Source organism: Thauera sp. WH-2 (genome assembly GCF_048321015.1).
Classification (GTDB): domain Bacteria; phylum Pseudomonadota; class Gammaproteobacteria; order Burkholderiales; family Rhodocyclaceae; genus Thauera.
Genome location: NZ_JBLWFG010000009.1, coordinates 56011 through 77537 on the forward strand (window position 1 = coordinate 56011; position 21527 = coordinate 77537).

27 protein-coding genes are annotated in these 21527 nt (G+C 65.5%); 5 read left to right on the forward strand and 22 right to left on the reverse strand.

Annotated features, from left to right (window positions below):
* Positions 1 to 19: 19 nt before the first annotated feature.
* The 10 genes from tatC to hisB all read right to left on the reverse strand — a co-directional run bounded on the left by tatC (position 20) and on the right by hisB (position 5597).
* Complete coding sequence (tatC, locus tag ACNKW1_RS13745) at positions 20 to 841, reverse strand: twin-arginine translocase subunit TatC (RefSeq protein ID WP_418365163.1); 822 nt, start codon at positions 839 to 841, stop codon at positions 20 to 22.
* Positions 838 to 1329, reverse strand: a complete 492-nt coding sequence (gene tatB / locus ACNKW1_RS13750; RefSeq protein ID WP_418365164.1) for a Sec-independent protein translocase protein TatB — start codon at positions 1327 to 1329, stop codon at positions 838 to 840. Before tatB ends, tatC begins: the two co-directional genes overlap by 4 nt.
* A 93-nt stretch (positions 1330 to 1422) precedes the next feature.
* Entirely contained in the window at positions 1423 to 1653 is a 231-nt protein-coding gene (tatA, locus tag ACNKW1_RS13755) for a Sec-independent protein translocase subunit TatA (protein ID WP_418365165.1), read from the reverse strand.
* A gap of 10 nt (positions 1654 to 1663) precedes the next feature.
* Positions 1664 to 2011: a histidine triad nucleotide-binding protein gene (locus ACNKW1_RS13760; protein ID WP_418365166.1), complete on the reverse strand. Its 348-nt coding sequence runs from the start codon at positions 2009 to 2011 to the stop codon at positions 1664 to 1666.
* Positions 2008 to 2346 carry a phosphoribosyl-ATP diphosphatase gene (locus tag ACNKW1_RS13765; RefSeq protein ID WP_418365167.1) on the reverse strand — a complete coding sequence of 113 codons (339 nt, stop codon included), beginning with the start codon at positions 2344 to 2346 and terminating at the stop codon, positions 2008 to 2010. The genes ACNKW1_RS13760 and ACNKW1_RS13765 overlap by 4 nt, the downstream gene beginning before the upstream one ends.
* Positions 2343 to 2738 (reverse strand): phosphoribosyl-AMP cyclohydrolase, encoded by a 396-nt coding sequence (gene hisI / locus ACNKW1_RS13770; protein ID WP_418365168.1) that lies wholly within the window; start codon positions 2736 to 2738, stop codon positions 2343 to 2345. The genes ACNKW1_RS13765 and hisI overlap by 4 nt, the downstream gene beginning before the upstream one ends.
* A complete protein-coding gene (hisF, locus tag ACNKW1_RS13775; protein ID WP_418365237.1) occupies positions 2735 to 3496 on the reverse strand; it encodes an imidazole glycerol phosphate synthase subunit HisF in 762 nt (253 codons plus the stop codon). Before hisF ends, hisI begins: the two co-directional genes overlap by 4 nt.
* Before the next feature lie 19 nt (positions 3497 to 3515).
* Entirely contained in the window at positions 3516 to 4265 is a 750-nt protein-coding gene (hisA, locus tag ACNKW1_RS13780) for a 1-(5-phosphoribosyl)-5-[(5-phosphoribosylamino)methylideneamino]imidazole-4-carboxamide isomerase (protein ID WP_418365169.1), read from the reverse strand.
* A gap of 44 nt (positions 4266 to 4309) precedes the next feature.
* Entirely contained in the window at positions 4310 to 4948 is a 639-nt protein-coding gene (gene hisH, locus ACNKW1_RS13785) for an imidazole glycerol phosphate synthase subunit HisH (RefSeq protein ID WP_418365170.1), read from the reverse strand.
* A 61-nt stretch (positions 4949 to 5009) separates the two neighbouring features.
* On the reverse strand, positions 5010 to 5597 hold the full coding sequence (gene hisB, locus ACNKW1_RS13790) for an imidazoleglycerol-phosphate dehydratase HisB (RefSeq protein WP_418365171.1): 588 nt from the start codon (positions 5595 to 5597) through the stop codon (positions 5010 to 5012).
* Between the two features lie 168 nt (positions 5598 to 5765).
* Between hisB and hisC the strand changes: the two genes are divergently transcribed.
* Positions 5766 to 6839 carry a histidinol-phosphate transaminase gene (hisC, locus tag ACNKW1_RS13795; RefSeq protein ID WP_418365172.1) on the forward strand — a complete coding sequence of 358 codons (1074 nt, stop codon included), beginning with the start codon at positions 5766 to 5768 and terminating at the stop codon, positions 6837 to 6839.
* Between the two features lie 55 nt (positions 6840 to 6894).
* Here hisC and hisD read toward each other — a convergent pair whose 3' ends face one another.
* Both hisD and hisG read right to left on the reverse strand, forming a co-directional pair.
* Positions 6895 to 8202, reverse strand: a complete 1308-nt coding sequence (gene hisD, locus ACNKW1_RS13800; RefSeq protein WP_418365173.1) for a histidinol dehydrogenase — start codon at positions 8200 to 8202, stop codon at positions 6895 to 6897.
* A 10-nt stretch (positions 8203 to 8212) separates the two neighbouring features.
* Positions 8213 to 8857: an ATP phosphoribosyltransferase gene (hisG, locus tag ACNKW1_RS13805; RefSeq protein WP_418365174.1), complete on the reverse strand. Its 645-nt coding sequence runs from the start codon at positions 8855 to 8857 to the stop codon at positions 8213 to 8215.
* A gap of 151 nt (positions 8858 to 9008) precedes the next feature.
* Here hisG and rnk point away from each other — a divergent pair, with 151 nt between their 5' ends.
* Positions 9009 to 9416 carry a nucleoside diphosphate kinase regulator gene (gene rnk / locus ACNKW1_RS13810; RefSeq protein ID WP_418365175.1) on the forward strand — a complete coding sequence of 136 codons (408 nt, stop codon included), beginning with the start codon at positions 9009 to 9011 and terminating at the stop codon, positions 9414 to 9416.
* 145 nt (positions 9417 to 9561) lie between these two features.
* On the opposite strand, the gene murA is transcribed toward rnk, so the two are convergent.
* The 10 genes from murA to ACNKW1_RS13860 are packed head-to-tail and all read right to left on the reverse strand — an operon-like array spanning position 9562 to position 16722.
* Positions 9562 to 10812: a UDP-N-acetylglucosamine 1-carboxyvinyltransferase gene (murA, locus tag ACNKW1_RS13815; protein WP_418365176.1), complete on the reverse strand. Its 1251-nt coding sequence runs from the start codon at positions 10810 to 10812 to the stop codon at positions 9562 to 9564.
* A gap of 7 nt (positions 10813 to 10819) precedes the next feature.
* Positions 10820 to 11077 (reverse strand): BolA family protein, encoded by a 258-nt coding sequence (locus ACNKW1_RS13820; protein WP_418365177.1) that lies wholly within the window; start codon positions 11075 to 11077, stop codon positions 10820 to 10822.
* 10 nt (positions 11078 to 11087) lie between these two features.
* The gene (locus ACNKW1_RS13825; protein WP_418365178.1) at positions 11088 to 11885 is read right to left on the reverse strand and encodes an ABC transporter permease; all 798 of its coding nucleotides are present in this window, start codon (positions 11883 to 11885) and stop codon (positions 11088 to 11090) included.
* Positions 11886 to 11907: 22 nt separating this feature from the next.
* On the reverse strand, positions 11908 to 12804 hold the full coding sequence (locus ACNKW1_RS13830; RefSeq protein WP_418365179.1) for an ABC transporter ATP-binding protein: 897 nt from the start codon (positions 12802 to 12804) through the stop codon (positions 11908 to 11910).
* Positions 12801 to 13094: an STAS domain-containing protein gene (locus tag ACNKW1_RS13835; protein WP_418365180.1), complete on the reverse strand. Its 294-nt coding sequence runs from the start codon at positions 13092 to 13094 to the stop codon at positions 12801 to 12803. Before ACNKW1_RS13835 ends, ACNKW1_RS13830 begins: the two co-directional genes overlap by 4 nt.
* Complete coding sequence (locus tag ACNKW1_RS13840; RefSeq protein WP_418365181.1) at positions 13091 to 13756, reverse strand: MlaC/ttg2D family ABC transporter substrate-binding protein; 666 nt, start codon at positions 13754 to 13756, stop codon at positions 13091 to 13093. Before ACNKW1_RS13840 ends, ACNKW1_RS13835 begins: the two co-directional genes overlap by 4 nt.
* 15 nt (positions 13757 to 13771) lie before the next feature.
* Positions 13772 to 14614, reverse strand: coding sequence for a VacJ family lipoprotein (locus ACNKW1_RS13845; protein WP_418365182.1), 843 nt, complete (start codon positions 14612 to 14614; stop codon positions 13772 to 13774).
* Positions 14615 to 14645: 31 nt separating this feature from the next.
* Positions 14646 to 15113 (reverse strand): outer membrane lipid asymmetry maintenance protein MlaD, encoded by a 468-nt coding sequence (mlaD, locus tag ACNKW1_RS13850; protein ID WP_418365238.1) that lies wholly within the window; start codon positions 15111 to 15113, stop codon positions 14646 to 14648.
* 2 nt (positions 15114 to 15115) lie between these two features.
* Positions 15116 to 15904 (reverse strand): lipid asymmetry maintenance ABC transporter permease subunit MlaE, encoded by a 789-nt coding sequence (gene mlaE, locus ACNKW1_RS13855; protein ID WP_418365183.1) that lies wholly within the window; start codon positions 15902 to 15904, stop codon positions 15116 to 15118.
* Positions 15901 to 16722 carry an ABC transporter ATP-binding protein gene (locus ACNKW1_RS13860; protein WP_418365184.1) on the reverse strand — a complete coding sequence of 274 codons (822 nt, stop codon included), beginning with the start codon at positions 16720 to 16722 and terminating at the stop codon, positions 15901 to 15903. The genes mlaE and ACNKW1_RS13860 overlap by 4 nt, the downstream gene beginning before the upstream one ends.
* A gap of 456 nt (positions 16723 to 17178) precedes the next feature.
* Here ACNKW1_RS13860 and ACNKW1_RS13865 point away from each other — a divergent pair, with 456 nt between their 5' ends.
* From ACNKW1_RS13865 to ACNKW1_RS13875, 3 genes are read left to right on the forward strand one after another with little or no spacing between them, the layout of a single operon-like run.
* A complete protein-coding gene (locus ACNKW1_RS13865) occupies positions 17179 to 18627 on the forward strand; it encodes a secretin N-terminal domain-containing protein (RefSeq protein ID WP_418365239.1) in 1449 nt (482 codons plus the stop codon).
* The gene (locus ACNKW1_RS13870; protein ID WP_418365185.1) at positions 18624 to 20327 is read left to right on the forward strand and encodes a GspE/PulE family protein; all 1704 of its coding nucleotides are present in this window, start codon (positions 18624 to 18626) and stop codon (positions 20325 to 20327) included. The genes ACNKW1_RS13865 and ACNKW1_RS13870 overlap by 4 nt, the downstream gene beginning before the upstream one ends.
* Positions 20324 to 21523, forward strand: a complete 1200-nt coding sequence (locus tag ACNKW1_RS13875; RefSeq protein WP_418365186.1) for a type II secretion system F family protein — start codon at positions 20324 to 20326, stop codon at positions 21521 to 21523. Before ACNKW1_RS13870 ends, ACNKW1_RS13875 begins: the two co-directional genes overlap by 4 nt.
* Positions 21524 to 21527: the final 4 nt, after the last annotated feature.

The window sequence follows — 21527 nt, forward strand, 5'->3', positions numbered from 1 at the left end:
CGCGCGGCCCGGAGAGTTGTCAGGACTTCCCGCCCTTGCCCTCTTCGGCCTCGATACGATCGAGCTCGCGATCCATGTCTTCGATCGAGGGCGGCTCATAACCGGCAGCAGCCTCTTTCTGCGGCGAGGGTTTCGTAATCATGCGTGCGAGCACGATGCCCAACTCATAGAGCAGACACATCGGCACGGCGAGCATGAACTGCGAGACCACGTCGGGCGGGGTGACGATCGCGGCGATCACGAACGCCCCCACGATCACGTAGGGGCGCATCTCCTTGAGCTTGGCCACATCGACGATGCCAGCCTTGACCATCAAGATCACGGCCACCGGAACCTCGAAGGTGATCCCGAAGGCGATGAACATCGACATCACGAAGGACAAGTACTGCTCGATGTCCGGCGCAGGCACGATGCTCTTGGGGGCGAACTCGGCGATGAAGCTGAATACCATGCCGAACACGAAGAAGTAGCAGAACGCCATGCCGATCAGGAACAGCAGGGTACTGCCGAGTACCAGGGGCAGCGCCATGCGCTTCTCATGTGCATAAAGCCCGGGCGCGATGAAGGCCCAAGCCTGATAGAGCACCCAGGGCAGCGCAAACACGAAGGCGACCATCATGGTTACCTTCACCGGCACGAAAAAGGGCGTGACCACCCCGGTGGCGATCATGTTAGTGCCCGCGGGCAAGGTGTCCATCATCGGCTTGGCGAGGATGTCGTAAATGTCTCCCGCCCAGGGCATCAGCACCACGAAGACGATGACAACCGCAAGCAGCGCGCGGATCAGCCGGTCTCGCAGTTCAACGAGGTGCGAGATGAAGGTTTCCTGTTGTGTGCTCATGCCTTGCCCTTGTCCGGGGTGGGAGCCGAAGCCGGGGCGGCCCCGTCAAGACCGAGCTCGAGCTGTGGCCGGTGTTCCGTACCGCTCGCAAGCAGCGCACCGCCCCGGACCGGTCCGGGGTCTGCGGCCGCTTCCGCACTGCCGCCCTCGCCCTTGACCGGCGCAGTCTCGCTGGCGCGCGCGCCGTTGGGCAGGATCGAGCGCACCTCTTCCGCGGCCTGCCCCACTTCGGACTCGACGCTCGCCACACCCTGACGCACGGTGGACTCGAGCTCTTGCGCCTGCTGCTTGACCTGCTCCTGAAGCTTCTTGAGCTCTTCGAGCTGCATCTCACGCTGGATGTCGGATTTCACGTCCGTTACGTAGCGCTGCACGCGCCCGAGCAGATGCCCCGCCGTGCGCGCGACCTTGGGCAGGCGCTCGGGCCCGACCACGATCAGCATCACGACGCCGATCACCATGAGTTCCGAAAAGCCGAAGTCGAACATGTGTGCTCGCTCGAGACACGGACCCGAGCGGGTCCGCAGGAAAACGAAGGGGCGCTCCGTTCAGGGCGCCCCTCGGATTGCGAGACGCGTCGCTCAGGACCGGTTCTGGTCTACCTTTTCGCGCGCCTCGCCCTCGATGGTCTGGTCCTCGGCAATCTTCTGCTGCGTGCCGGAGGCATTCGCATCGCCCTCCTTCATGCCTTCCTTGAAGCCCTTCACCGCCCCACCGAGATCGGAGCCGATGTTGCGCAGCTTCTTGGTACCGAACACCAGCAGGACAATGACCAGCACGATGAGCCAGTGCCAGATGCTGAAAGAACCCATACCGCTCTCCTTAACGCTTCAACATGGGCGGCAGGGGATTCGGCCCGCCCAGAATGTGGAGGTGCAGATGATACACCTCCTGCAAACCGACTCTTCCGGTATTGACGATGGTGCGGAAGCCCTCGGTGCAGCCCTGCTCGCGCGCGATGCGCCCGGCTGCAACCATCAGACGCCCCATTGCCGCCTCGTGTTCCTCGGACAGGTGCGCCATCGAGTCGACGTGCACTTTCGGCACGACCAGCACATGTACCGGCGCGACCGGATTGATGTCGTGGAAGGCGTAGACGTGCTCGTCCTCATAGACCTTCTTCGACGGAATCTCGCCGCGCACGATGCGACAAAAGATACAGTCGCTCATGCACCCGCCCCCTGCGCGGTACGCGACTTCTTCTCATCGATACCCGACACGCCCTCGCGGCGACGGAACTCGGCGAGTACGTCGTCCACCGAAAGGCCGTGATGGGCGAGCAGCACCATGGAGTGGAACCAGAGGTCGGTGACCTCCCACACCAGGTGCAACATGTCCTTGTCCTTGGCGGCCATGATGGTCTCGGCGGCTTCCTCCGCGACCTTCTTGCAGATCGTGTCGGTGCCCTTCTGGTAAAGGCTGGAGACGTAGGAGGAATCCGGATCGGCCTTCTTGCGCGCAGCCAGGGTTTCGGCCACGCGATGCAGCACTTCGATATCGATCATTTGTAGATCTCCTGCGGGTCTTTCAAAACCGGTTCGACGGCCTGCCAGTGACCGTCATCGAAATACTTCTGGAAGAAACAGCTATGGCGCCCGGTGTGGCAAGCGATGCCGCCAACCTGCTCGATCTTCAGCAACACCACGTCGTTGTCACAGTCGATGCGGATATCGAGCACCTTCTGCACATGACCGGACTCTTCACCCTTGTGCCACAGCTTACGGCGCGAACGTGACCAGTAGATGGCTTCGCCGGTCTCGGCGGTGCGCTGCAGGGCCTCGCGGTTCATCCAGGCGAACATCAGCACGTCGCCGGTGGAAGCCTCCTGCGCGATCACCGGCACCAGGCCATGCTCATCCCACTTGACCTCGTTCAACCAGCGCGTGTTCTCGCTCACAGCCGTACCTCGATCCCTCGCGCGCGCATCAACTCCTTGGCCTCGCGCACGGTGTGCTGTCCGAAATGAAAGATGCTCGCCGCCAGCACCGCGTCTGCACGGCCTTCCGAGACGCCCTCGGCGAGGTGCTCCAGAGTACCGACACCGCCGCTGGCGATCACCGGGATGCGGACCGCATCGGAAACCGCGCGCGTGAGCGCGAGATCGAAGCCGCTCTTGGTGCCATCGCGGTCCATGCTGGTGAGCAGGATCTCGCCCGCGCCCAGCGACTCGACCTTGCGCGCCCACTCGATGGCGTCCAGGCCGGTGTTGTTGCGCCCGCCGTGGGTGAACACCTCCCACTTGCCGGGTGCGGTCTGCTTGGCGTCGATCGCCACCACGATGCACTGGCTGCCGACCTTGCTCGAGGCGTCATTCACCAGTTGCGGGTTGTTGACCGCCGCGGTGTTCATGCTGACCTTGTCGGCGCCGGCATTGAGCAGGCGGCGCACATCCTCGACCACACGCACGCCGCCACCGACGGTGAGCGGAATGAAGACCTGCTCGGCGACCTGCTCGACCACATGCAGGATGATGTCGCGGTCGTCCGAACTCGCGGTGATGTCGAGGAAGGTGATCTCGTCAGCGCCCTGCTCGTCGTAACGGCGGGCGATCTCGACCGGATCACCGGCGTCGCGTAGCTCGACGAAATTGACGCCCTTGACCACACGCCCGGACTTCACGTCCAGGCAGGGAATGATGCGTTTGGCGAGCATCAGCGGCACTCAGCGGAGAAGGTCATTCGGCGGCACCGCGCAGCTCGTCGGCGCGCGCCTGTGCGGCGGCGAAATCGAGCGAGCCTTCGTAGATCGCACGGCCGGTGATCGCGCCCATGATGCCTTCGTCCTCTACCGCGCACAGCGCGTCGATGTCGCGCAGGTCGGTGATGCCCCCGCTGGCGATGACGGGAATACGCAGCGCGCGTGCCAAGCGCACAGTGGCCTCGACATTGACTCCCGAGAGCATGCCGTCGCGGCCGATGTCGGTATAGATCACCGACTCCACGCCGTAGTCCTCGAACTTCTTCGCCAGGTCAACGACGTCGTGGCCGGTGAGTTTGGACCAGCCGTCCACCGCCACCTTGCCGTCCTTGGCATCCAGGCCCACGATGATGTGGCCGGGGAAGGCAGTGCAGGCATCATGCAGAAAGCCGGGGTTCTTCACCGCGGCGGTGCCGATGATGACGTAGGTGATGCCGTTGTCGAGATAGTGCTCGATCGTGTCGAGGTCGCGGATCCCGCCGCCAAGCTGGACCGGAATGTCGTCGCCCACCTCGTCGGTGATCGCGCGGATCGCAGCGCCATTCTTGGGCTTGCCGGCGAAGGCGCCGTTGAGGTCTACCAGATGCAGGCGCCGCGCCCCGGCATCGAGCCAGTGGCGAGCCATGGCACCGGGATCTTCGGAGAACACCGTGGCGTCGTCCATCTCGCCCTGTTTCAGGCGAACACATTGACCGTCCTTGAGGTCGATGGCGGGAATGAGCAGCATACGGGGGGTCAGCAATGATGGATCGGATGAAGGGCGCTGGCCGCTCAGGGCTGCCAGCGAATGAAATTGCCCAGCAGGCGCAAGCCAGCCGCAGCACTCTTTTCGGGGTGGAACTGGGCCGCGAAGATATTAGCCCGCGCTACCGCACTGGTAAAGCGAACACCATAGTCGGTCTCCGCCGCGGCCAGGCCGGGCGCGGCAGGCACCACGTAGTAGCTATGCACGAAGTAGAAGCGCTCGCCGTCGGGAATGCCTTCCCACAGCGGATGCGGGCCGCACTGCCGGACCTCGTTCCAGCCCATGTGCGGCACCTTAAGCCGGCTACCGTCCGCCGCGAGCATCTTCGCATCAGGAAAGCGCACCACCTCACCCGGCAGTACGCCCAGCCCCGGCACATCACCCTCGGCGCTATGCTCGAACAGCATCTGCTGGCCGATGCAAATACCGAGAAAGGGCTTCTCGGCCGCCGCGGCGAGTACAGCCGGGCGCAGACCGCGCGCATCCAGTTCGCGCATGCAGTCGGGCATGGCGCCCTGACCGGGGAATACGACGCGCTCGGCCGCGGTGACGCGGGCCGGATCCGAGGTGATGAAGACATCGTGCCCGGGCGCGACGTGCTCGATCGCCTTGGCGACCGAGCGCAGGTTGCCCATGCCGTAATCGATGATGGCCACGGTGGTCATCGGCTTGACTCGCTATTGGACGAAACGGCGGCGGCACCCGGCCGCCGCGGGATGGGAAGAATCAGAGCGCGCCCTTGGTCGAGGGAATGGTGCCCGCGGCCCGCTCGTCATGCTCAGCCGCCATGCGTAGCGCACGGGCAAAGGCCTTGAACACGGTTTCGCACTGATGGTGAGCGTTCTCGCCGCGCAGGTTGTCGATATGCAGCGTGACGCCCGCGTGATTGACGAAGCCCTGGAAAAACTCGCGCGCCAGATCCACGTCGAAATTGCCGATGCGTGCGCGGGTGTAGTTCACGAAGTAGTGCAGCCCAGGGCGGCCGGAGAAATCGACCACCACGCGCGACAAGGCCTCGTCGAGCGGCACATAGGCGTGACCGTAGCGGCGCAGGCCCTTCTTGTCGCCAAGCGCCTTGGCGAATGCCTGGCCGAGCGTGATTCCCACGTCCTCGACGGTGTGATGATCGTCGATGTGCGTGTCGCCCTCGCAATGGATGTCCAGGTCGATCAGGCCGTGGCGCACGATCTGATCGAGCATGTGATCGAAGAACGGCACGCCGGTATCCAGCTTGCCCTGGCCGCAGCCGTCCAGGTCGATGCGCACGGTGATCTTCGTTTCGAGGGTGTTACGTGTGACTTCTGCTTGCCGCATGGGGGCTTCTGGCCAAAGGGTTAAGGTCGGGGCCATGATACCATCGCGCGGCAAACCCGCAGCAAAGTGCGGGCTATTGTCCACAATGGCGCCGGCTATCGCGATGCCCCGCGGGCATTTACGTGCTTGCGCGCCGATCCCGTCCCACCTCGAACCGCAGACATCCGCATGAGCCGCTTCTGGAGCGCCGTGACCCACGGCCTGACCCCCTATGTGCCGGGCGAGCAACCCAAGCTCGACAACCTGGTCAAGCTCAACACCAACGAGCACCCCTACGGGCCTTCGCCGCGGGTACTCGAGGCGATCCGTGCCGCAGCCGGCGACGGTCTGCGCCTCTATCCCGACCCCAACGCCGATGCGCTGAAGGCCGCGCTCGCACGCCACCATGGCGTGCAGCCACAGCAGGTCTTCGTTGGCAACGGTTCGGACGAGGTGCTTGCTCACGCCTTCATGGGGCTGCTCAAGCACGAGCGCCCGCTGTGGTTTCCCGACATCACCTACAGCTTCTACCCGGTGTATTGCGAGTTGTACGGCATCGACTACCGCACGGTCCCTCTCGCCGACGACTACTCGATCCGGGTAGAGGACTATCTGCCGAAAGGCGACGACTACGCCGGCGCGATCATCTTCCCGAACCCCAACGCCCCCACCGGCCGCCTGCTCGACCTCATGGACGTCGAGCACATCGTCGCCGCAAACCCGGAGGCGGTGGTGCTGGTGGACGAAGCCTATGTCGATTTCGGGGGCGAGAGCGCAGTCGCGCTGGTCGACCGCCACCCCAACCTGCTCGTCACCCACACCTTCTCCAAGAGCCGCTCGCTGGCCGGCCTGCGCGTGGGCTACGCGGTGGGCCATGCCGAGCTGATCGAGGGCCTGGAGCGGGTGAAGAACAGCTTCAACTCCTACCCGCTGGATCGCCTCGCGCTTGCCGGCGCCGTAGCCTCGGTCGATGACGGCGAACACTTCCGCGCCAATTGCGCACGCGTGGTCGCGACACGCGAAAACCTCACCGCCGCCATGCAGGCGCTCGGCTTCGAGGTACTGCCCTCGGCAGCCAACTTCATCTTCGCCCGCCATCCGGCACGCGACGGCGCCGAGCTCACCTCCGAACTGCGCAAACGCGCGATCATCGTCCGCCACTTCAAGGCACCACGCATCGACCAGTTCATGCGCATCACGGTGGGGACGGATGAACAGTGCGCCACGCTGGTCGATGCGCTGAAGGACATTCTCAACCGCTGAAGCAGCGCTGGGGCGCGGCCGGCGGGTGGCCGCACTCCGCCAACGCTGCGCCGGCTCAACCCTTCAGCCGCATTTCCGCCGAGCGCGCGTGCGCCTGCAGGCCTTCGCCATGGGCAAGGATGGACGCCACCCTGCCCAAGTGCTGCGCGCCGGCCTGCGAGATGTTCACGATGCTGGTGCGCTTCTGGAAGTCGTAGGTGCCGAGCGGCGACGAGAAGCGCGCGCTGCGCATGGTCGGCAGCACGTGGTTGGGGCCGGCGCAGTAGTCGCCGAGCGCCTCCACCGCCCAGTGGCCGACGAAGATCGCGCCGGCGTGGCGGATATGATCGATCCAGGCCTCGGCATCGTCCATCGACAGCTCGAGGTGCTCGGGCGCGATGCGGTTGGCGATCGCGCAGGCCTGCTCCAGACTGTCGACATGGATCAGCGCACCGCGGTTGGCGAGCGACCTGGCGATCGTGTCGCGGCGCGGCATGGTGGGCAGCAGGCGGTCGATCGCCTCGTGCACCGCGTCGATGAAGGCCACGTCAGTGCACAGCAGGATGGACTGCGCAAGCTCGTCGTGCTCGGCCTGGGCGAAAAGATCCATCGCCACCCAGTCGGCGTGACCGGAACCGTCGGAGATGATCAGCACCTCGGAAGGACCGGCGACCATGTCGATGCCTACTGTGCCGAACACCCGGCGCTTGGCCTCGGCCACATAGGCGTTGCCCGGGCCGACGATCTTGTCCACCTGCGGGATGGTCTGCGTGCCGTAGGCCAGCGCCGCCACCGCCTGCGCGCCGCCGATGGTGAACACGCGGTCGACGCCGGTGATCGCGGCGGCCGCCAGCACGAGCGGATTCTTGTCGCCGCGTGGCGTGGGCACGACCATGATCAGCTCGCCGACGCCGGCGACCTTGGCCGGGATCGCGTTCATCAGTACCGAGCTCGGATAGGATGCGCGTCCGCCCGGCACGTAGAGGCCGACGCGGTCGAGCGGCGTGACCTTCTGCCCCAGGCGGGTGCCGTCGGCCTCGGCGAATTCCCACGACTCGCCCTTCTGGCGCTCATGATAGACGCGCACACGGTCAGCGGCGATCGTCAGCGCCTCGCGCTGCGCGGATGACAAACTACTGAGCGCCGCATGCAGCTCGGACTTCGGCAGTTCCAGCGCCGCCATCGAATCCACGTCCAGGCCATCGAAGCGGCGGGTGTACCCCACCACCGCGGCGTCTCCAGTGGTGCGCACCGCGCGCAGGATCTCGGTGACGGCGGTGTCGATACGCTCGTCTGCTTCGGACTCGAAGGCGAGCAACGCATCCAGCGTGGACAGAAACTCGGGTTCGCGCGCGGCAAGGCGGCGGATGGGCGTCTGGCTCATGAAGCAGTCCTTACGGTTTGATCGCGCCGGCGAAGGCGTCGAGCAGCGGCTGGATGAGTTCGCGCTTGAGCTTGAGCGAGGCCTGGTTGACGATCAGCCGCGAACTGATGGGCATGATGTCCTCGACCTCCTCGAGGTTGTTCGCACGCAGCGTACCGCCGGTGGAGACCAGGTCGACGATGGCATCGGCCAGTCCGACCAGCGGGGCGAGCTCCATCGAGCCGTAGAGTTTGATAAGGTCCGCATGCATGCCCTTGCCGGCGAAATGCGCCTTGGCGGCGTTGATGTACTTGGTCGCGATGCGGATCCTTCCGCCAGGGCGGGTCGCAGCGGCGTAGTCGAAACCCTTCTGCACCGCGACGCACAACCGACACTTCGCGATGTTGAGGTCAAGCGGCTGATACAGGCCCGCTCCACCATGCTCGATCAGCACGTCCTTGCCGGCAATGCCCAGATCCGCCGCGCCATACTGGACGTAGGTGGGCGTATCGGTCGCACGCACGATCACCAAGCGCACATCGGGCCGGTTGGTGCCGATGATGAGCTTGCGCGAGGATTCGGGATTGTCGGTGGGCACGATGCCCGCGGCGGCGAGCAGCGGCAGGGTTTCTTCGAAGATGCGCCCCTTGGACAGGGCGAGCGTGATGCTGGACACGTGGAAGACCTTGATCTGACGGACGGCGCATTGTAACCCGGCGCCGCTTCTGTTAACCTTCGCGCAACTGGCTGAACCGCAGGTGGCGGTTCGGCCTTTTCTTTTGTTTTGCCGCTGCGTCGGCGCGCACTTCAGGCAGGAAACCCGCACCATGAAACCGTCGATCATCGTCTCCAGCAGCGACCTCGAGCGCCTCGAGGGCCTGCTGACCCTCCCCGCCTTCCGCAGCCGCAGCGACCTGGACGGCCTGCGCGAGGAGCTCGAGCGTGCGGACGTTCGCGAACCCGAGGACATGCCGTCCGACGTCATCACCATGAACAGCCGCGCACGCTTCGTCGAGGAAGGCACCGGACGCGAGTATGAACTGACCCTTGCCTATCCCAAGGACGCCAACGCCGAAGCACACCGGGTATCGATCTTCTCGCCTGCGGGCAGCGCCCTGCTGGGTCTGTCGGCCGGACAGTCGATCGACTGGAAGGCGGCCGACGGGAAAGAGATCCATCTGAAAGTGATCGAAGTCACCTGGCAGCCGGAAGCCCACGGACAATTCGACCTCTGAGCGGCCTCTGAGCGGCCTCTGAGCGGCCTCTGAGATCTACGCACTGCGCTGCGCGCATTCGGCACCACGCGTGACGAAGGCAAGGCCCTGACGAAGCGGACAACATCGCGTCGTCAGGGCCCGCCTACTTGCGGTTCGCCCGCCTTCAGGCCAGTCGCCTGACCTTCGCACCAAGCGCGGCGAGCTTTTCCTCGAGGCGCTCATAGCCCCGGTCAAGGTGATAGATGCGCTCGATCACCGTTTCGCCCTCGGCCACCAGACCCGCCACCACGAGCGACGCCGAAGCGCGCAGGTCAGTCGCCATCACGGTAGCCCCCTCCAGCCTCTCCACGCCCTGAACCACAGCAGTGTTGCCGTCGATGCGAATGTCGGCCCCCAGGCGCTGGAGTTCGACCGCGTGCATGAAGCGGTTCTCGAAAATGGTTTCGCGAATCATCGCCACACCGCTGGCGACACTGTTGATCGCCATGAACTGCGCCTGCATGTCGGTCGGAAACGCAGGATAGGGCGCGGTACGCAGGCTCACCGCATGGAGCCGGGGCGGTGCAGCCAGGCGAATCGCATCACGCTCGCAGACGATCTCGCAACCTGCGTCCATCAGCTTGTCGATCACCGCATCCAGATAGCTCGAACTGGTGCCCGTCAGGCGTATCGAACCGCCGCTGGCCGCAGCCGCGCACAGGTAGGTGCCGGTCTCGATGCGGTCAGGCATGATCCGGTGCGTCGCGCCGTGCAGACGCTCGACACCGCGGATACGGATCACGTCGGTTCCAGCACCGGAGATCTGCGCCCCCATCTCCACCAGGCAGCGAGCGAGATCGACCACCTCGGGCTCGCGTGCAGCATTCTCGATCACCGTCTCGCCGTCGGCGAGGGTGGCCGCCATCATCAGATTCTCCGTTCCCGTCACCGTTACCATGTCGGTGAACAGGCGCGCGCCCTTGAGACGCGGCACGGTGGCATGGACGTAGCCATGCTCGACCCGTACCTCCGCACCCATCGCCTGCAGCCCCTTGATGTGCTGATCGACCGGACGCGCACCGATCGCGCAGCCACCGGGCAGCGACACCCTTGCCTCGCCGCAGCGCGCCACCAACGGCCCAAGCACGAGGATGGAGGCGCGCATGGTCTTGACCATCTCGTAGGGCGCCACGGGGTTGTTCAGGCCCGAGGCGTCCACCATCACGGTGTCACCGCTGCGCTCGACCTTCACCCCCATCTGCCCGAGCAGGGCGAGCAGAGTGCCGATGTCCTTCAGCTGCGGCACGTTGGTGAACGTGACCGGCTCGGAGGTCAGCAGCGCCGCACACAGGATGGGCAGCGCTGCATTCTTGGCACCAGAAATGGCGACCTCGCCCGACAGGCGGGCGCCGCCTTCGATCAGCAGCTTATCCATTGCCGCCTCACATACCCAACTCGCCGCGCCCTTCCTCCCACTGCGCGGGCGTGAAGGTCTGCAGTTGCAGGGCGTGGATCTCGTTGCCCATCAGCCTGCCGAGGGTGGCGTAGACGGCCTGGTGCTGACGAACCTTCATCTTGCCCTCGAAGGTCGAGCTGACCACGATGCCGCGAAAATGCACGCCATCCTCGCCCTCGATGAACACCATCTCGCAGGGCAGACCCTGCTCGATCAGGCGCTTGATCTCGCTTGCTTCAAACATCTGTAATCCTTTACGAACGCAGCTTGTAGCCCCGCGCGAGCATCCCCAGGGTGAGCGCCGCGAGTACCACGAAACAAAGGCCCACCACGCCAAGCGAAAGCCAGGGCGAAGTGTCCGATTGACCGAAAAAGCCGTAGCGGAACCCGTCGATCATGAAGAAGAACGGGTTGAAATGCGATACATCCTGCCAGAACTGCGGCAACGAGTGGATGGAGTAAAAGACCCCCGACAGCATCGTGAGCGGCAGGATCAGGAAGTTCTGGAAGGCGGCAAGCTGGTCGAACTTGTCCGCCCAGATCCCGGCGATGACCCCGAAGGATCCGAGAATCACCCCACCCAGGACCGCGAAGCTCAGCACCCACAGCGGATTGGCCATCGGCACCTCGACGAACGCCGCTGACACCGCCAGAACGCCAGCGCCGACCATCAGGCCGCGCAGCGTGGAGGCGATCACGTAGGCAGCATAGAACTCGCGGTAGGACAAGGGCGGCAACAGCACGAAGATGATGTTACCGGTGATCTTGCTCTGGATCAGCGAGGACGAGCTGTTGGCGAAGGCGTTCTGCAGCACCGACATCATCACCAGCCCGGGCACCAGGAAGCTGATGTAGGCGACCTCCCCATAGACCGTGACGTGGCGGTCGAGCACATGCGAGAAGATGAGCAGGAACAGGAGCGCATTGAGCACCGGCGCGGCGACAGTTTGAAAGCTGACCTTCCAGAAACGCAAGGTTTCCTTGTACAGCAAGGTGCGAAAACCTGTAAGCGGCGATTCGGCGGCCATGGGCTCGATACGCGGCGAAGCCATGAGCTCGGTCCCGGTTGAGCGGTCAGGCACGGTGCATCACCTCGACGAATACGCGCTCGAGATCCGGCTCGCCAAGTTGCATCTCGGTGAGGCCGGCCTGGGCCTCACGCAGGCGGGCCAGCAACGCCTCGACATCGGCAAAACTGTCGAAACCGAACTCGACCCAGCCACCTTCACCCGAAACACCACCGAGCACGACTGCCCGCTCCGGATGGTCGAGCCGCACGCGCAGGCTGTGGGTCGCGAAGCGGCGCAACAGGTTCTCGGTGGTATCGAGCGCCACGACCTTTCCGGCCTTGAGCATGGCGATGCGTCCGCACAAGGTTTCTGCCTCTTCCAGATAGTGGGTCGTGAGCACGATGGTATGGCCGTCCCGGTTGAGCTTGCGTATGAACTGCCAGAGCCCCTGGCGGAGTTCGACATCCACCCCCGCAGTGGGCTCGTCGAGCACGATCACCGGCGGCCGATGCACCAGCGCCTGCGCCACCAGTACGCGCCGCTTCATCCCGCCCGAGAGCATCCGCATGTTGGCATTGGCCTTGTGCGTGAGATCCAGGCTGGCGAGGATCTCGTCGATCCAGGCGTCGTTATGGCGTATGCCGAAGTATCCGGACTGAATGCGAAGAAGCTCACGCACCGAAAAGAAGGGATCGAACACCAACTCCTGCGGCACCACGCCAAGCTTGCGGCGGGCGTTGCGATAGTCGGCGACAACGTCGTGTCCCATGATAGCGAGCGTGCCGGCGTCGGCCCGAACCAGCCCGGACAGCGCCGAGATGAGCGTCGTCTTGCCTGCGCCGTTGGGGCCAAGCAGTCCGAAGAACTCCCCCTGTGAAATCTCGAGGTCAACCCCGCCCAGCGCCTGCAGCGAACCATAACGCTTGCTGACGCCCTGGATGCTGATCGCAGGCAGCGTCATTCAGCCGGTTCCAGCGGCAGCAGCGTGTCGATGTCGTAGAGCGCGGAAAGGCTCACCATGCCCGCAGGCAGGCCGCGCACGGTGAGGCGGTTGCCGGCGGCACGCGCGCAGCGCATCCAGTCGAGCAGCAGCGCCAGCGCAGCCGAATCAGCCGCCTCGACGGCCTTGAAATCGACCACGAGACTGCCTGCACGCGCCAGCCGCCGCCCCTGCTCGAGCACCTCGGGCGCCGAAGCCATGGTCAGGTCGCCCTCGGGGGCGAACACGGTGACGGGAGCAGGCACGCTCATGCGCTCGGACCGCCTGCTTCATGCTGCAGCCCGTGCTGATCGGCAAGGCTGCGGTTGCGCTCCTCCAGCGACCGGATCAGTCCATCGATGCCACCCCGGCTGATCTCCTGACCGAAGCTGCTGCGATAATTGGTCACCAGGCTCACGCCCGCGACGATGACGTCGAACACCTTCCAGCCCTGCTCGCTCTTCTCGAGCATGTAGTCGATGCCAACCGGCTGCGCGCCGGCCTGAATGACTTCAGTACGGACCTGCACGCGTGTATCCGCCGATCCGAAACGCGAGGGGCGAAACTCGATGCGCTGGTCTCGGTACTGGGTCAGCGCATTGGAGTAGGTGCGCACCAGCAGGGTACGGAAGGCATCGACGAGCCTTGTCTGCTGCTCGGGCGAAGCCTGACGCCAGTCACGGCCGACGGCCAGCATCGTCATGCGGCGAAAGTCGAAATGCGGCAGGACCTTGGCGTCGACGAGCTCGATGACACGCTTGGTGTCACCCGACTGAATGGCCTTGTCGGCACGCACGATCTCGAGCACCTCGTTGGTGACATCGCGGACCAGCACGTCCGGCGCCCTGGCGTCCGTGCTTGCGGAAGCGGGCAGGGTGCCGACCAGGGTCAGGCAGAGCAGGGGCAGGAACAGGCGATTTAGGATTCTTTTCATGGTCTTGGTTCAGTTTCAGCGGTTTGACGATGCACGCCCGGCGCTGGGTGCCCATTGCCCGGCATCGACGAGTTCGAGACGCTCCACCGCAGCGCTCGCGGCAGCATCCACCCCTGCCCCCGGCTGTACGGCGGGCTGTTCGTCGAAATCTTCGTACACGCGCTCCTGCTGGCCGTCGTTGATCTTGTAACGACGTTGTTCAAGATAGAAGTCGCGCACGAAAGCGTAGCGGTCGAGTGCTGCCTCTTCCAGGGTGCGATCGGCCCCCAGCAACATCGAGCGGGTATGCACGATACGCGTTGCGGTGACGGTGTTACGCGTGGGCACATGGTCGATACCGAAGGGCGTGTTGCCCATCATGTCCGCGGGCAGCGCCACCGCGTCGCGCACCGTGCGCGGACCGAAGAAGGGCAGGACGATGTAGGCGCCTTCACCCACGCCCCAGCGGCCAAGCGTCTGGCCGAGATCCTCGTCGTGCTTGGCCAACCCGGCTTCGCTCGCGATGTCGAGCAGACCGAGCAGCCCCCACGTGGAGTTGAGCGCGAAGCGCATCAGGTCGCTCATGCCCTCGGCGACCTTTCCCTGGAGCAAGTTGTTGAGCGCAATCCACGGGTCGGCGAGGTTGCTGAGGACATTCCCCACGCCGGTGCGTGCCGGCTGTGGCAGGACTGCCTCATACACCTGGGCGACGGGCTTCACGACGGCCTTGTCCAGTTGCTCGTTGAAGCTGAACATCGCGCGGTTGTAGCCCTCGAGCGGGTCGCTCGGGTTGCCGGTGCTGGCACAGCCCGCCGCCAGCGTTGCCGAAAGCACGACCACGGCGACCCCCTTGCGGGAAGAGCGGAAAACGTTTCGCATTGTTGTTTTCTCCGGAAATCCAGTGCGCCCCTTACTGCGCCGGCGCATCCGCGGCACGGTCGAACATGAACTGCCCGATGAGCTTCTCGAGCACCACGGCAGACTGCGTAATCAACACGCGGTCGCCGCCCTGCAGCATCTCGATGTCGGCGCCGGCCTCCAGTCCCACGTACTGCTCTCCGAGCAGGCCCGAGGTCAGGATGGAGGCCGTCGTGTCGGCAGGAAACGCGTAGCGCCTGTCGATCTCGAGTTCGACCACCGCGCGGTAGATCTCCGCATCGAAGCGGATGCTGGCGACACGACCGACGAGCACCCCCGAGCTCTTGACCGGCGCGCGCACCTTCAGCCCCCCGATGTTGTCGAAGGGCGCTTCCACACGGTACGTCTCGCTGCCGTTCAGCCCAGAGAAATTGCCGACCTTCATCGCCAGAAACACGAGCGCGGCGAAACCGATCGCAACAAAAATGCCGACCCACAGGTCGAGCGCGGTACGACTCATCATCAACCCCGGAACATGAAAGAGGTAAGCACGAAATCCAGCGCCAGGATGGCCAGCGCGGATGTGACGACAGTGCGGGTGATCGCGCGCGACACGCCTTCGGCAGTCGGATGGCAATCGTAGCCTTCGAACACCGCGATCAGCGACACCACCGTACCGAAGACCGCAGACTTGATCACACCGTTCATCACGTCGTACTCGAATTCTACGGCCGCCTGCATCTGCGACCAGAACGCGCCGTCGTCGACGCCGATGACCACCACCGTGATCAACCAGCCACCGAAGATACCCATGGCGGAGAATAGCGCCGCCAGCAGCGGCATCGACAGCACGCCCCCCCAGAAGCGCGGCGCGACCACGCGCGCGATCGGATTCACCGCCATCATGTCCATCGCCTTCAGCTGCTCGGTGGTCTTCATCAGTCCGATTTCGGCGGTGATGGCCGAACCCGCACGACTGGCGAAGAGCAGCGCGGCGATCACCGGCCCGAGCTCGCGCAGCAGCGACAGCGCCACCATCACCCCGACCGCATCGGCCGAACCATAGCGCTGCAGGATGTCGTAGCCCTGCAGACCGAGCACCAGGCCGACAAACAGGCCGGACACCACGATGATCAGCAGGGACAGCACGCCGCTGAAGTAGAGCTCACGGATGGTAAGATGGATGCGGCGCAACGACTGCCCGGAGTGCATCAGCACGGCAATCAGGAAGCGGGTAGCAAAGCCCAGCCGCCAGACGCCGTCGATGGTCAGCGCGCCGATGCGCCGCAGTGCGGCTGTAATGGCGTTCATGCGCCCTCCCCGCCGAGCAGGCTGTCGATCGGCTCCGCCGGATAATGGAAGGGCACCGGTCCGTCTGCCTCGGCATTGACGAACTGATGCACGAAGGGATCGGTGGAGGCGCGGATCTCGTCCGGCGTCCCCTTGGCCACGATACGTCCATCCGAGACGAAATAGATGTAGTCGACGATCTCGAGGGACTCGTGCACGTCATGCGTGACCATCACCGAGCTCGCGCCGAGCGCGTCGTTGAGCTTGCGGATGAGCTGGCCGATGATGCCGAGCGAGATCGGATCGAGGCCGGCGAAAGGCTCGTCGTACAGGATCAGCATGGGGTCGAGCGCCACTGCGCGCGCCAGCGCCACGCGCCGTGCCATGCCGCCGGAGAGCTCGCTCGGCTGCAGTCGCGCCGCGCCGCGCAGGCCAACCGCCTGCAGCTTCATCAGCACCAGATCCTCGACCATGTCTGCCGGCAGGCTCGTATGTTCTCGCAGTGGAAAGGCGACGTTGTCGAACACGCTCATGTCGGTGAACAGCGCACCGAACTGAAACAGCATGCCCATGCGCCGGCGCAGCGCATAGAGCGCACTGCCCGACAGGTGCGCCACATTGCGCCCTTCGACCTCGACCGTACCTGCAGTAGCGCGCAACTGACCGCCGATGAGTCGCAGCAAGGTGGTCTTGCCGCAACCACTGCCACCCATGATCGCGACGACCTGACCGCGATGCACGCTCAGATCGATGCCGCGCAGGACCTCGCGCGCGCCATAGGCGAAGCGCACGTCGCGCAAAGTGACCAGCGGGGAAGATTGTCCGGTAGGTGCCGACACGGTAGGAGAGAGGCAGAAAAATCGGCAAGTGTATCAGAGCGATGCATCACAGGCCGGCAGTTGCTGCAACGCAACAGCACGCAGACATCACATCGGCGCCTCGCAGCCGACGCAAGATTATGCCAGAAGCCTGTTCACATCCACGCATAATGTCATTAGCATTGCCGCATGCCGAATGAGAACGCTCGCCAAAGCCTGAGCCTCGCCCTCCTGACCGCCCTGGCGCTCGCAACGGGCTGTGCGCCCCTCCAGCCAGCCCGCGATCCGATTGGCCATCTCTCCGCAGCAGACACGCGTGCGCCCGCGCCGCCGCCCCCGGAGCCGACCAGTCCACCACACGCCGCGGAAGCGCGCCCGGGCGCGCCCCCGCTGCACGCTGCACCTGCCCTGCCAACCCCTGCAACATCGGCCTCATGGACAGCGGACAGGCTCACCTATTCCCTGGACGTGCAGGACATGCCGGTGACGCAGTTGCTCCTCGCCCTCGCACGCGACACTGCACTCGACCTCGATCTGCACCCCGGCATCGAAGGCAGCGTCACCCTGCAAGCACGCAATCGGCCGCTGCACGAACTGCTGGCGCGCATCGCAACGCAGGCGGACATCCGCTACCGGCTCGACGGCCGTCACCTCATCGTCCGCCCCGACCTGCCGGTGCTGCGCAGCTACACCGTGGACTACGTAAACATGAGCCGCGACATGCGCGGCACGGTCGCCACCAGCACCCAGATCGCCACCAGCAGCGGCAGCCAGAGCCGCGGCACGGAACACGGCAACACCTCGGTCACGCAGATCGAGACACGCGCGGCGAACGACTTCTGGGGCGCACTCGAGGGCAGCCTCGCCCTGCTCCTGGGCGGTCCGGCTCACGCCTGTGGAAGTACAGCCGAACCCTGCCGCCATCCTGACCTCACGGTCAACCGCGAGGCCGGCCTCCTCATGATCCGTGCCACCGCGCGCCAGCACGAGCAGCTTCATGCCTTCCTGACGGGCATCCAGGACGCCGCGCGCCGCCAGGTCATGATCGAGGCCACCATCGTGGAGGTCACCCTCGCGGACGGTTATCGCCAGGGCATCGACTGGACCCGCATCGGCATCCCGGGATGGAGCGTACGACCGCGCGGCAGCGGCGACGCACTGCCGGGCCAGCCCACGGTGAGCTATCTTTCCGCGCGCAGCGACGTGCGCCTCGAACTGCTGGAAACCTTCGGCACCGTGAAGGTGCTCTCCAGCCCACGCCTGTCGGTGCTCAACAACCAGACCGCCATGCTCAAGGTCGTCGAAGAGGTCGTGTACTTCCTCGTAGACAGCACCACCACCGAGTACGACGACCGCAAGCAGGCACGCATCACCGCCACCACCACGCCGCAATCGGTTTCGGTGGGGATGGTGATGTCGGTCACGCCGCAGATCAGCGCCGGGGGCGAGATCACGCTCAACGTGCGACCGACCATCTCCGGCATTTCCGGCTTCAAGGACGATCCCAACCCGTCGCTCGGCAACATCCCCAACCGCGTCCCGCAGATCCGCACCCGCGAGATCGAATCCATGCTGCGCCTCCGCAGCGGCGAGATCGCGGTGCTCGGCGGCCTGATGGAAGACCGCATCGATCACGACACCGGTCGCATACCGCTGCTCGGCGACCTGCCGCTGATCGGCGAGATCTTCACCCGGCGCGACAACAACGTGCGCCGAACCGAACTGCTGATCTTCCTGCGCCCGGTCCTGATCGACGACCCCGGGCTCGAGGGCGGCTACGCGCCCTGGGCTGCGCAGCTACCCGACGCAGGCTTCCTCACCAACACCCCTTCCCCAGGGGAGCGCAACTTTCCGCACATGCCGCTGCGACCACTGCTCGCGCCGGCTAGCGCAAGCGCCACCGAAAGCCCTCTGACCCCGCCATGAACACGCCGCCCCCGCTAGGCCAGAGACTGCTCCGCGCCGGATTGATCGGCTCCGACCAGCTACGTATCGCCCTGCACGAACAGTCCGTGCTTCAGCGCCCGCTCGGGCATGTTCTCGTGGAGCTTGGCTTCGTGAGCGAGCAAGCGCTGCGCGAATCCATTGCGAACAGCAATGGCATGCGTGAGGTCGACCTGGACACCACGCTGCCCGACCCGGCCGCCATCCGTCGCATCCCGGACACGCTGGCACGCCGTCACCGCCTGCTTCCCTTGCGCTACGACCCGACCGGTCCTGCGCTAACGGTCGCCATGGCGGAAGCGCACGACATCGTGGCGCTCGATCGCCTGCGGGCGGAGCTCGGCCCCGACGCACACATCGAGGTCCGCCTCGCGGGGGATGCCGAGCTCGGGCGCGCAATCGCCCAGCACTATGGTGCAAGCGCCTCGATCGAAGACCTGGTGCAGGCGCTGGAGCGCCGACACGCCCGCGACGAAACCCACGGCCACGACCCGCAGCTGGTCGTGCGACTGGTCGACGCCCTGCTCGCCGAGGCGGTGTCCTGCGGCGCCTCCGACCTGCATTTCGAGCCGGAGGCAGGCTTCCTGCGCATCCGTCACCGCATCGACGGCATCCTGCACCAGACGCGCGCCCTGCACCGCGTGTGCTGGCCCGAGCTCGCGGTGCGGCTCAAGGTGCTCGCCGGCATGGACATCGCCGAATCACGTGCCCCGCAGGACGGCCGCATCAGCCTTGCGATCGGCGGACGACCGATCGACTTCCGTGCCGCCACGCAGCCCACCCTGCATGGCGAAAATCTGGTCCTGCGCATCCTCGATCGCGACAAGGGCATCGTGCCACTCGCAGCACTGGCGCTCGGTGACGGCCAAGCGCGCGCACTACAGCGCATCCTCGCGCGCCCCGAGGGGCTGATCCTCGTCGTCGGCCCCACGGGCAGCGGCAAGACCACCACGCTGTACTCGATGCTCCAGCATCTGAGCTCCGAAGCGGTCAACATCATGACCCTCGAGGACCCGGTCGAATACCCGCTGTCGATGATCCGCCAGACGCAGGTAGGCGAAGCCTCGCGCCTCGGTTTCGCCGATGGCGTTCGTGCCCTCCTTCGCCAGGACCCGGACATCCTCCTGGTGGGGGAAATCCGCGACGCGGACACCGCGACCATGGCGCTGCGCGCCGCCCTCACCGGCCACCGGGTGTTCGCCACACTCCACGCAAACTCCGTGCTCGGAGCGATCCCGCGCCTGCTCGAGCTCGGCCTGAACACGGAACTGCTCGCCGAGAATCTCGCCGGCATCGTCTCGCAGCGACTGGTGCGCAGACTGTGTCCGGCCTGCAAGGCGTCCGGACCCGCAGATCCGGCACCCTGGCAAGGCACCCTTGCGCCCCTTCCTCCTGGCACGGTGGTGCATCGGGCCCGAGGCTGCCCCGCCTGCGACTTCCGCGGCTACCGCGGCCGCTTCGCGATCATGGAGATCCTGCCTTTCGACACCGAGCTCCATGACATGCTCGCGCGCAGCAGCGGAATCATCGAGTTGCACCGAGCGGTGCGCCGCATGGGCCTACCGACGCTCGCCGATGATGGCCTGCGCCGCGTCATCGACGGAAGCACCAGCCTGGAAGAACTCGGTCGTGTCGTGAACCTCGAGAACCTGCGCAGTCGCGCCTCCGGGCACACCGCATGAGCAGGTTCCGCTACCGCGCCCTCGATGCGGACGGCCGCCGCAAACGCGGCACCCTGGAGGCCTCCGGCATCGACGAGCTCGAGCGTGCGCTGCGCGCGCAGGCGTTGCTCCTCATCAGCGCGCGCGAAACCCGGCAGCACTGGTTCCCCGCGCGACGCATCCCGCGCCGCGAGTTGATCCCCTTCCTCTTCCAACTCGAGCACCTGCTCGGCGCGGGCATTCCGCCGCACGAGAGCCTCGCCACCCTGCACGAGAGCAGCACGGGCACGCGCCTGCGCGAAACAGCCTCCGCGCTGCTCGCCGCCGTGGAGCGGGGACGGCCGCTTTCGGATGCTGCGGCGTCTCGCCCCGAGGCCTTCTCGCCGGTCGCGACCAGCCTGCTGCGTGCCGGCGAGCAAGCCGGCCGGCTGCCGATGGCGATTCACGACATCGGCACCGTGCTTGCACAGGAGGAGGCGATCGCCGCGCACGCCCGCCGTATCGCGATCTACCCCGCCATCGTCGCCAGCATCCTGCTGGTCGCGGCGGTGGTCGCACTCACCCACGTCGTGCCCGAGCTCGAAAAGCTGCTGCGCAGCACCGGACAGGCACTCCCCCTGCCGACGCGCATGCTGCTCAGCCTGTCGCAGGCGGTGCGTGACTGGGGACTGGCACTCGCGCTGGGTTCGGCACTGCTCGTAGCTGCAACCGTCGCTGCGCTGGCCCGCTTCAAGGCCCTGCGCACCCGAATGCACGCCCTGCAGCTACGCCTGCCGCTGCTCGGTCCGATCCTGCACAAGCTCGCCCTCGCACGCTTCGCCTCGCTGTTCGGCGCCCTCTACAGCGCCGGAATCAGCATCGTCGAAGCACTGCGCACAAGCGAGGCAGCCTGCGCAAACCTCTCTCTTCGAGCCAGCCTGCGCTCCGCGCGGCAAGGTATCGAGCAAGGGCAACCCATCTCCAGCGCCTTCGAAACGGCAGGTGACTTTCCCCCGCTCGTGGTGCGCATGCTCCGCCTAGGCGAACAAACGGGGGCAATCGACCAGACCCTGGACAGGATCGCCACGCTCTACAGCCACGAGGCCGGCGATGCGATTGCCCGCCTGCAGGCGGCCATCGAGCCTGCGCTCACGGTACTGATGGGTGGTCTGCTGCTGTGGATCGCAAGCGCAGTGCTCGACCCGATTCATGCACTCATCACCCGTCTCCCGCTCTGACCCC

Excerpts from the sequence above, each read along its gene's own strand:
- tatC (WP_418365163.1), bottom strand. The coding sequence starts at position 841 with ATGAGCACACAACAGGAAACCTTCATCTCGCACCTCGTTGAACTGCGA.
- tatB (WP_418365164.1), bottom strand. The coding sequence starts at position 1,329 with ATGTTCGACTTCGGCTTTTCGGAACTCATGGTGATCGGCGTCGTGATG.
- tatA (WP_418365165.1), bottom strand. The coding sequence starts at position 1,653 with ATGGGTTCTTTCAGCATCTGGCACTGGCTCATCGTGCTGGTCATTGTC.
- ACNKW1_RS13760 (WP_418365166.1), bottom strand. The coding sequence starts at position 2,011 with ATGAGCGACTGTATCTTTTGTCGCATCGTGCGCGGCGAGATTCCGTCG.
- ACNKW1_RS13765 (WP_418365167.1), bottom strand. The coding sequence starts at position 2,346 with ATGATCGATATCGAAGTGCTGCATCGCGTGGCCGAAACCCTGGCTGCG.
- hisA (WP_418365169.1), bottom strand. The coding sequence starts at position 4,265 with ATGCTGCTCATTCCCGCCATCGACCTCAAGGACGGTCAATGTGTTCGC.
- hisH (WP_418365170.1), bottom strand. The coding sequence starts at position 4,948 with ATGACCACCGTGGCCATCATCGATTACGGCATGGGCAACCTGCGCTCG.
- hisB (WP_418365171.1), bottom strand. The coding sequence starts at position 5,597 with ATGCGGCAAGCAGAAGTCACACGTAACACCCTCGAAACGAAGATCACC.
- hisC (WP_418365172.1), top strand. The coding sequence starts at position 5,766 with ATGAGCCGCTTCTGGAGCGCCGTGACCCACGGCCTGACCCCCTATGTG.
- hisD (WP_418365173.1), bottom strand. The coding sequence starts at position 8,202 with ATGAGCCAGACGCCCATCCGCCGCCTTGCCGCGCGCGAACCCGAGTTT.
- rnk (WP_418365175.1), top strand. The coding sequence starts at position 9,009 with ATGAAACCGTCGATCATCGTCTCCAGCAGCGACCTCGAGCGCCTCGAG.
- murA (WP_418365176.1), bottom strand. The coding sequence starts at position 10,812 with ATGGATAAGCTGCTGATCGAAGGCGGCGCCCGCCTGTCGGGCGAGGTC.
- ACNKW1_RS13820 (WP_418365177.1), bottom strand. The coding sequence starts at position 11,077 with ATGTTTGAAGCAAGCGAGATCAAGCGCCTGATCGAGCAGGGTCTGCCC.
- ACNKW1_RS13825 (WP_418365178.1), bottom strand. The coding sequence starts at position 11,885 with ATGGCTTCGCCGCGTATCGAGCCCATGGCCGCCGAATCGCCGCTTACA.
- ACNKW1_RS13830 (WP_418365179.1), bottom strand. The coding sequence starts at position 12,804 with ATGACGCTGCCTGCGATCAGCATCCAGGGCGTCAGCAAGCGTTATGGT.
- ACNKW1_RS13835 (WP_418365180.1), bottom strand. The coding sequence starts at position 13,094 with ATGAGCGTGCCTGCTCCCGTCACCGTGTTCGCCCCCGAGGGCGACCTG.
- ACNKW1_RS13840 (WP_418365181.1), bottom strand. The coding sequence starts at position 13,756 with ATGAAAAGAATCCTAAATCGCCTGTTCCTGCCCCTGCTCTGCCTGACC.
- ACNKW1_RS13845 (WP_418365182.1), bottom strand. The coding sequence starts at position 14,614 with ATGCGAAACGTTTTCCGCTCTTCCCGCAAGGGGGTCGCCGTGGTCGTG.
- mlaD (WP_418365238.1), bottom strand. The coding sequence starts at position 15,113 with ATGAGTCGTACCGCGCTCGACCTGTGGGTCGGCATTTTTGTTGCGATC.
- mlaE (WP_418365183.1), bottom strand. The coding sequence starts at position 15,904 with ATGAACGCCATTACAGCCGCACTGCGGCGCATCGGCGCGCTGACCATC.
- ACNKW1_RS13865 (WP_418365239.1), top strand. The coding sequence starts at position 17,179 with ATGCCGGTGACGCAGTTGCTCCTCGCCCTCGCACGCGACACTGCACTC.
- ACNKW1_RS13870 (WP_418365185.1), top strand. The coding sequence starts at position 18,624 with ATGAACACGCCGCCCCCGCTAGGCCAGAGACTGCTCCGCGCCGGATTG.
- ACNKW1_RS13875 (WP_418365186.1), top strand. The coding sequence starts at position 20,324 with ATGAGCAGGTTCCGCTACCGCGCCCTCGATGCGGACGGCCGCCGCAAA.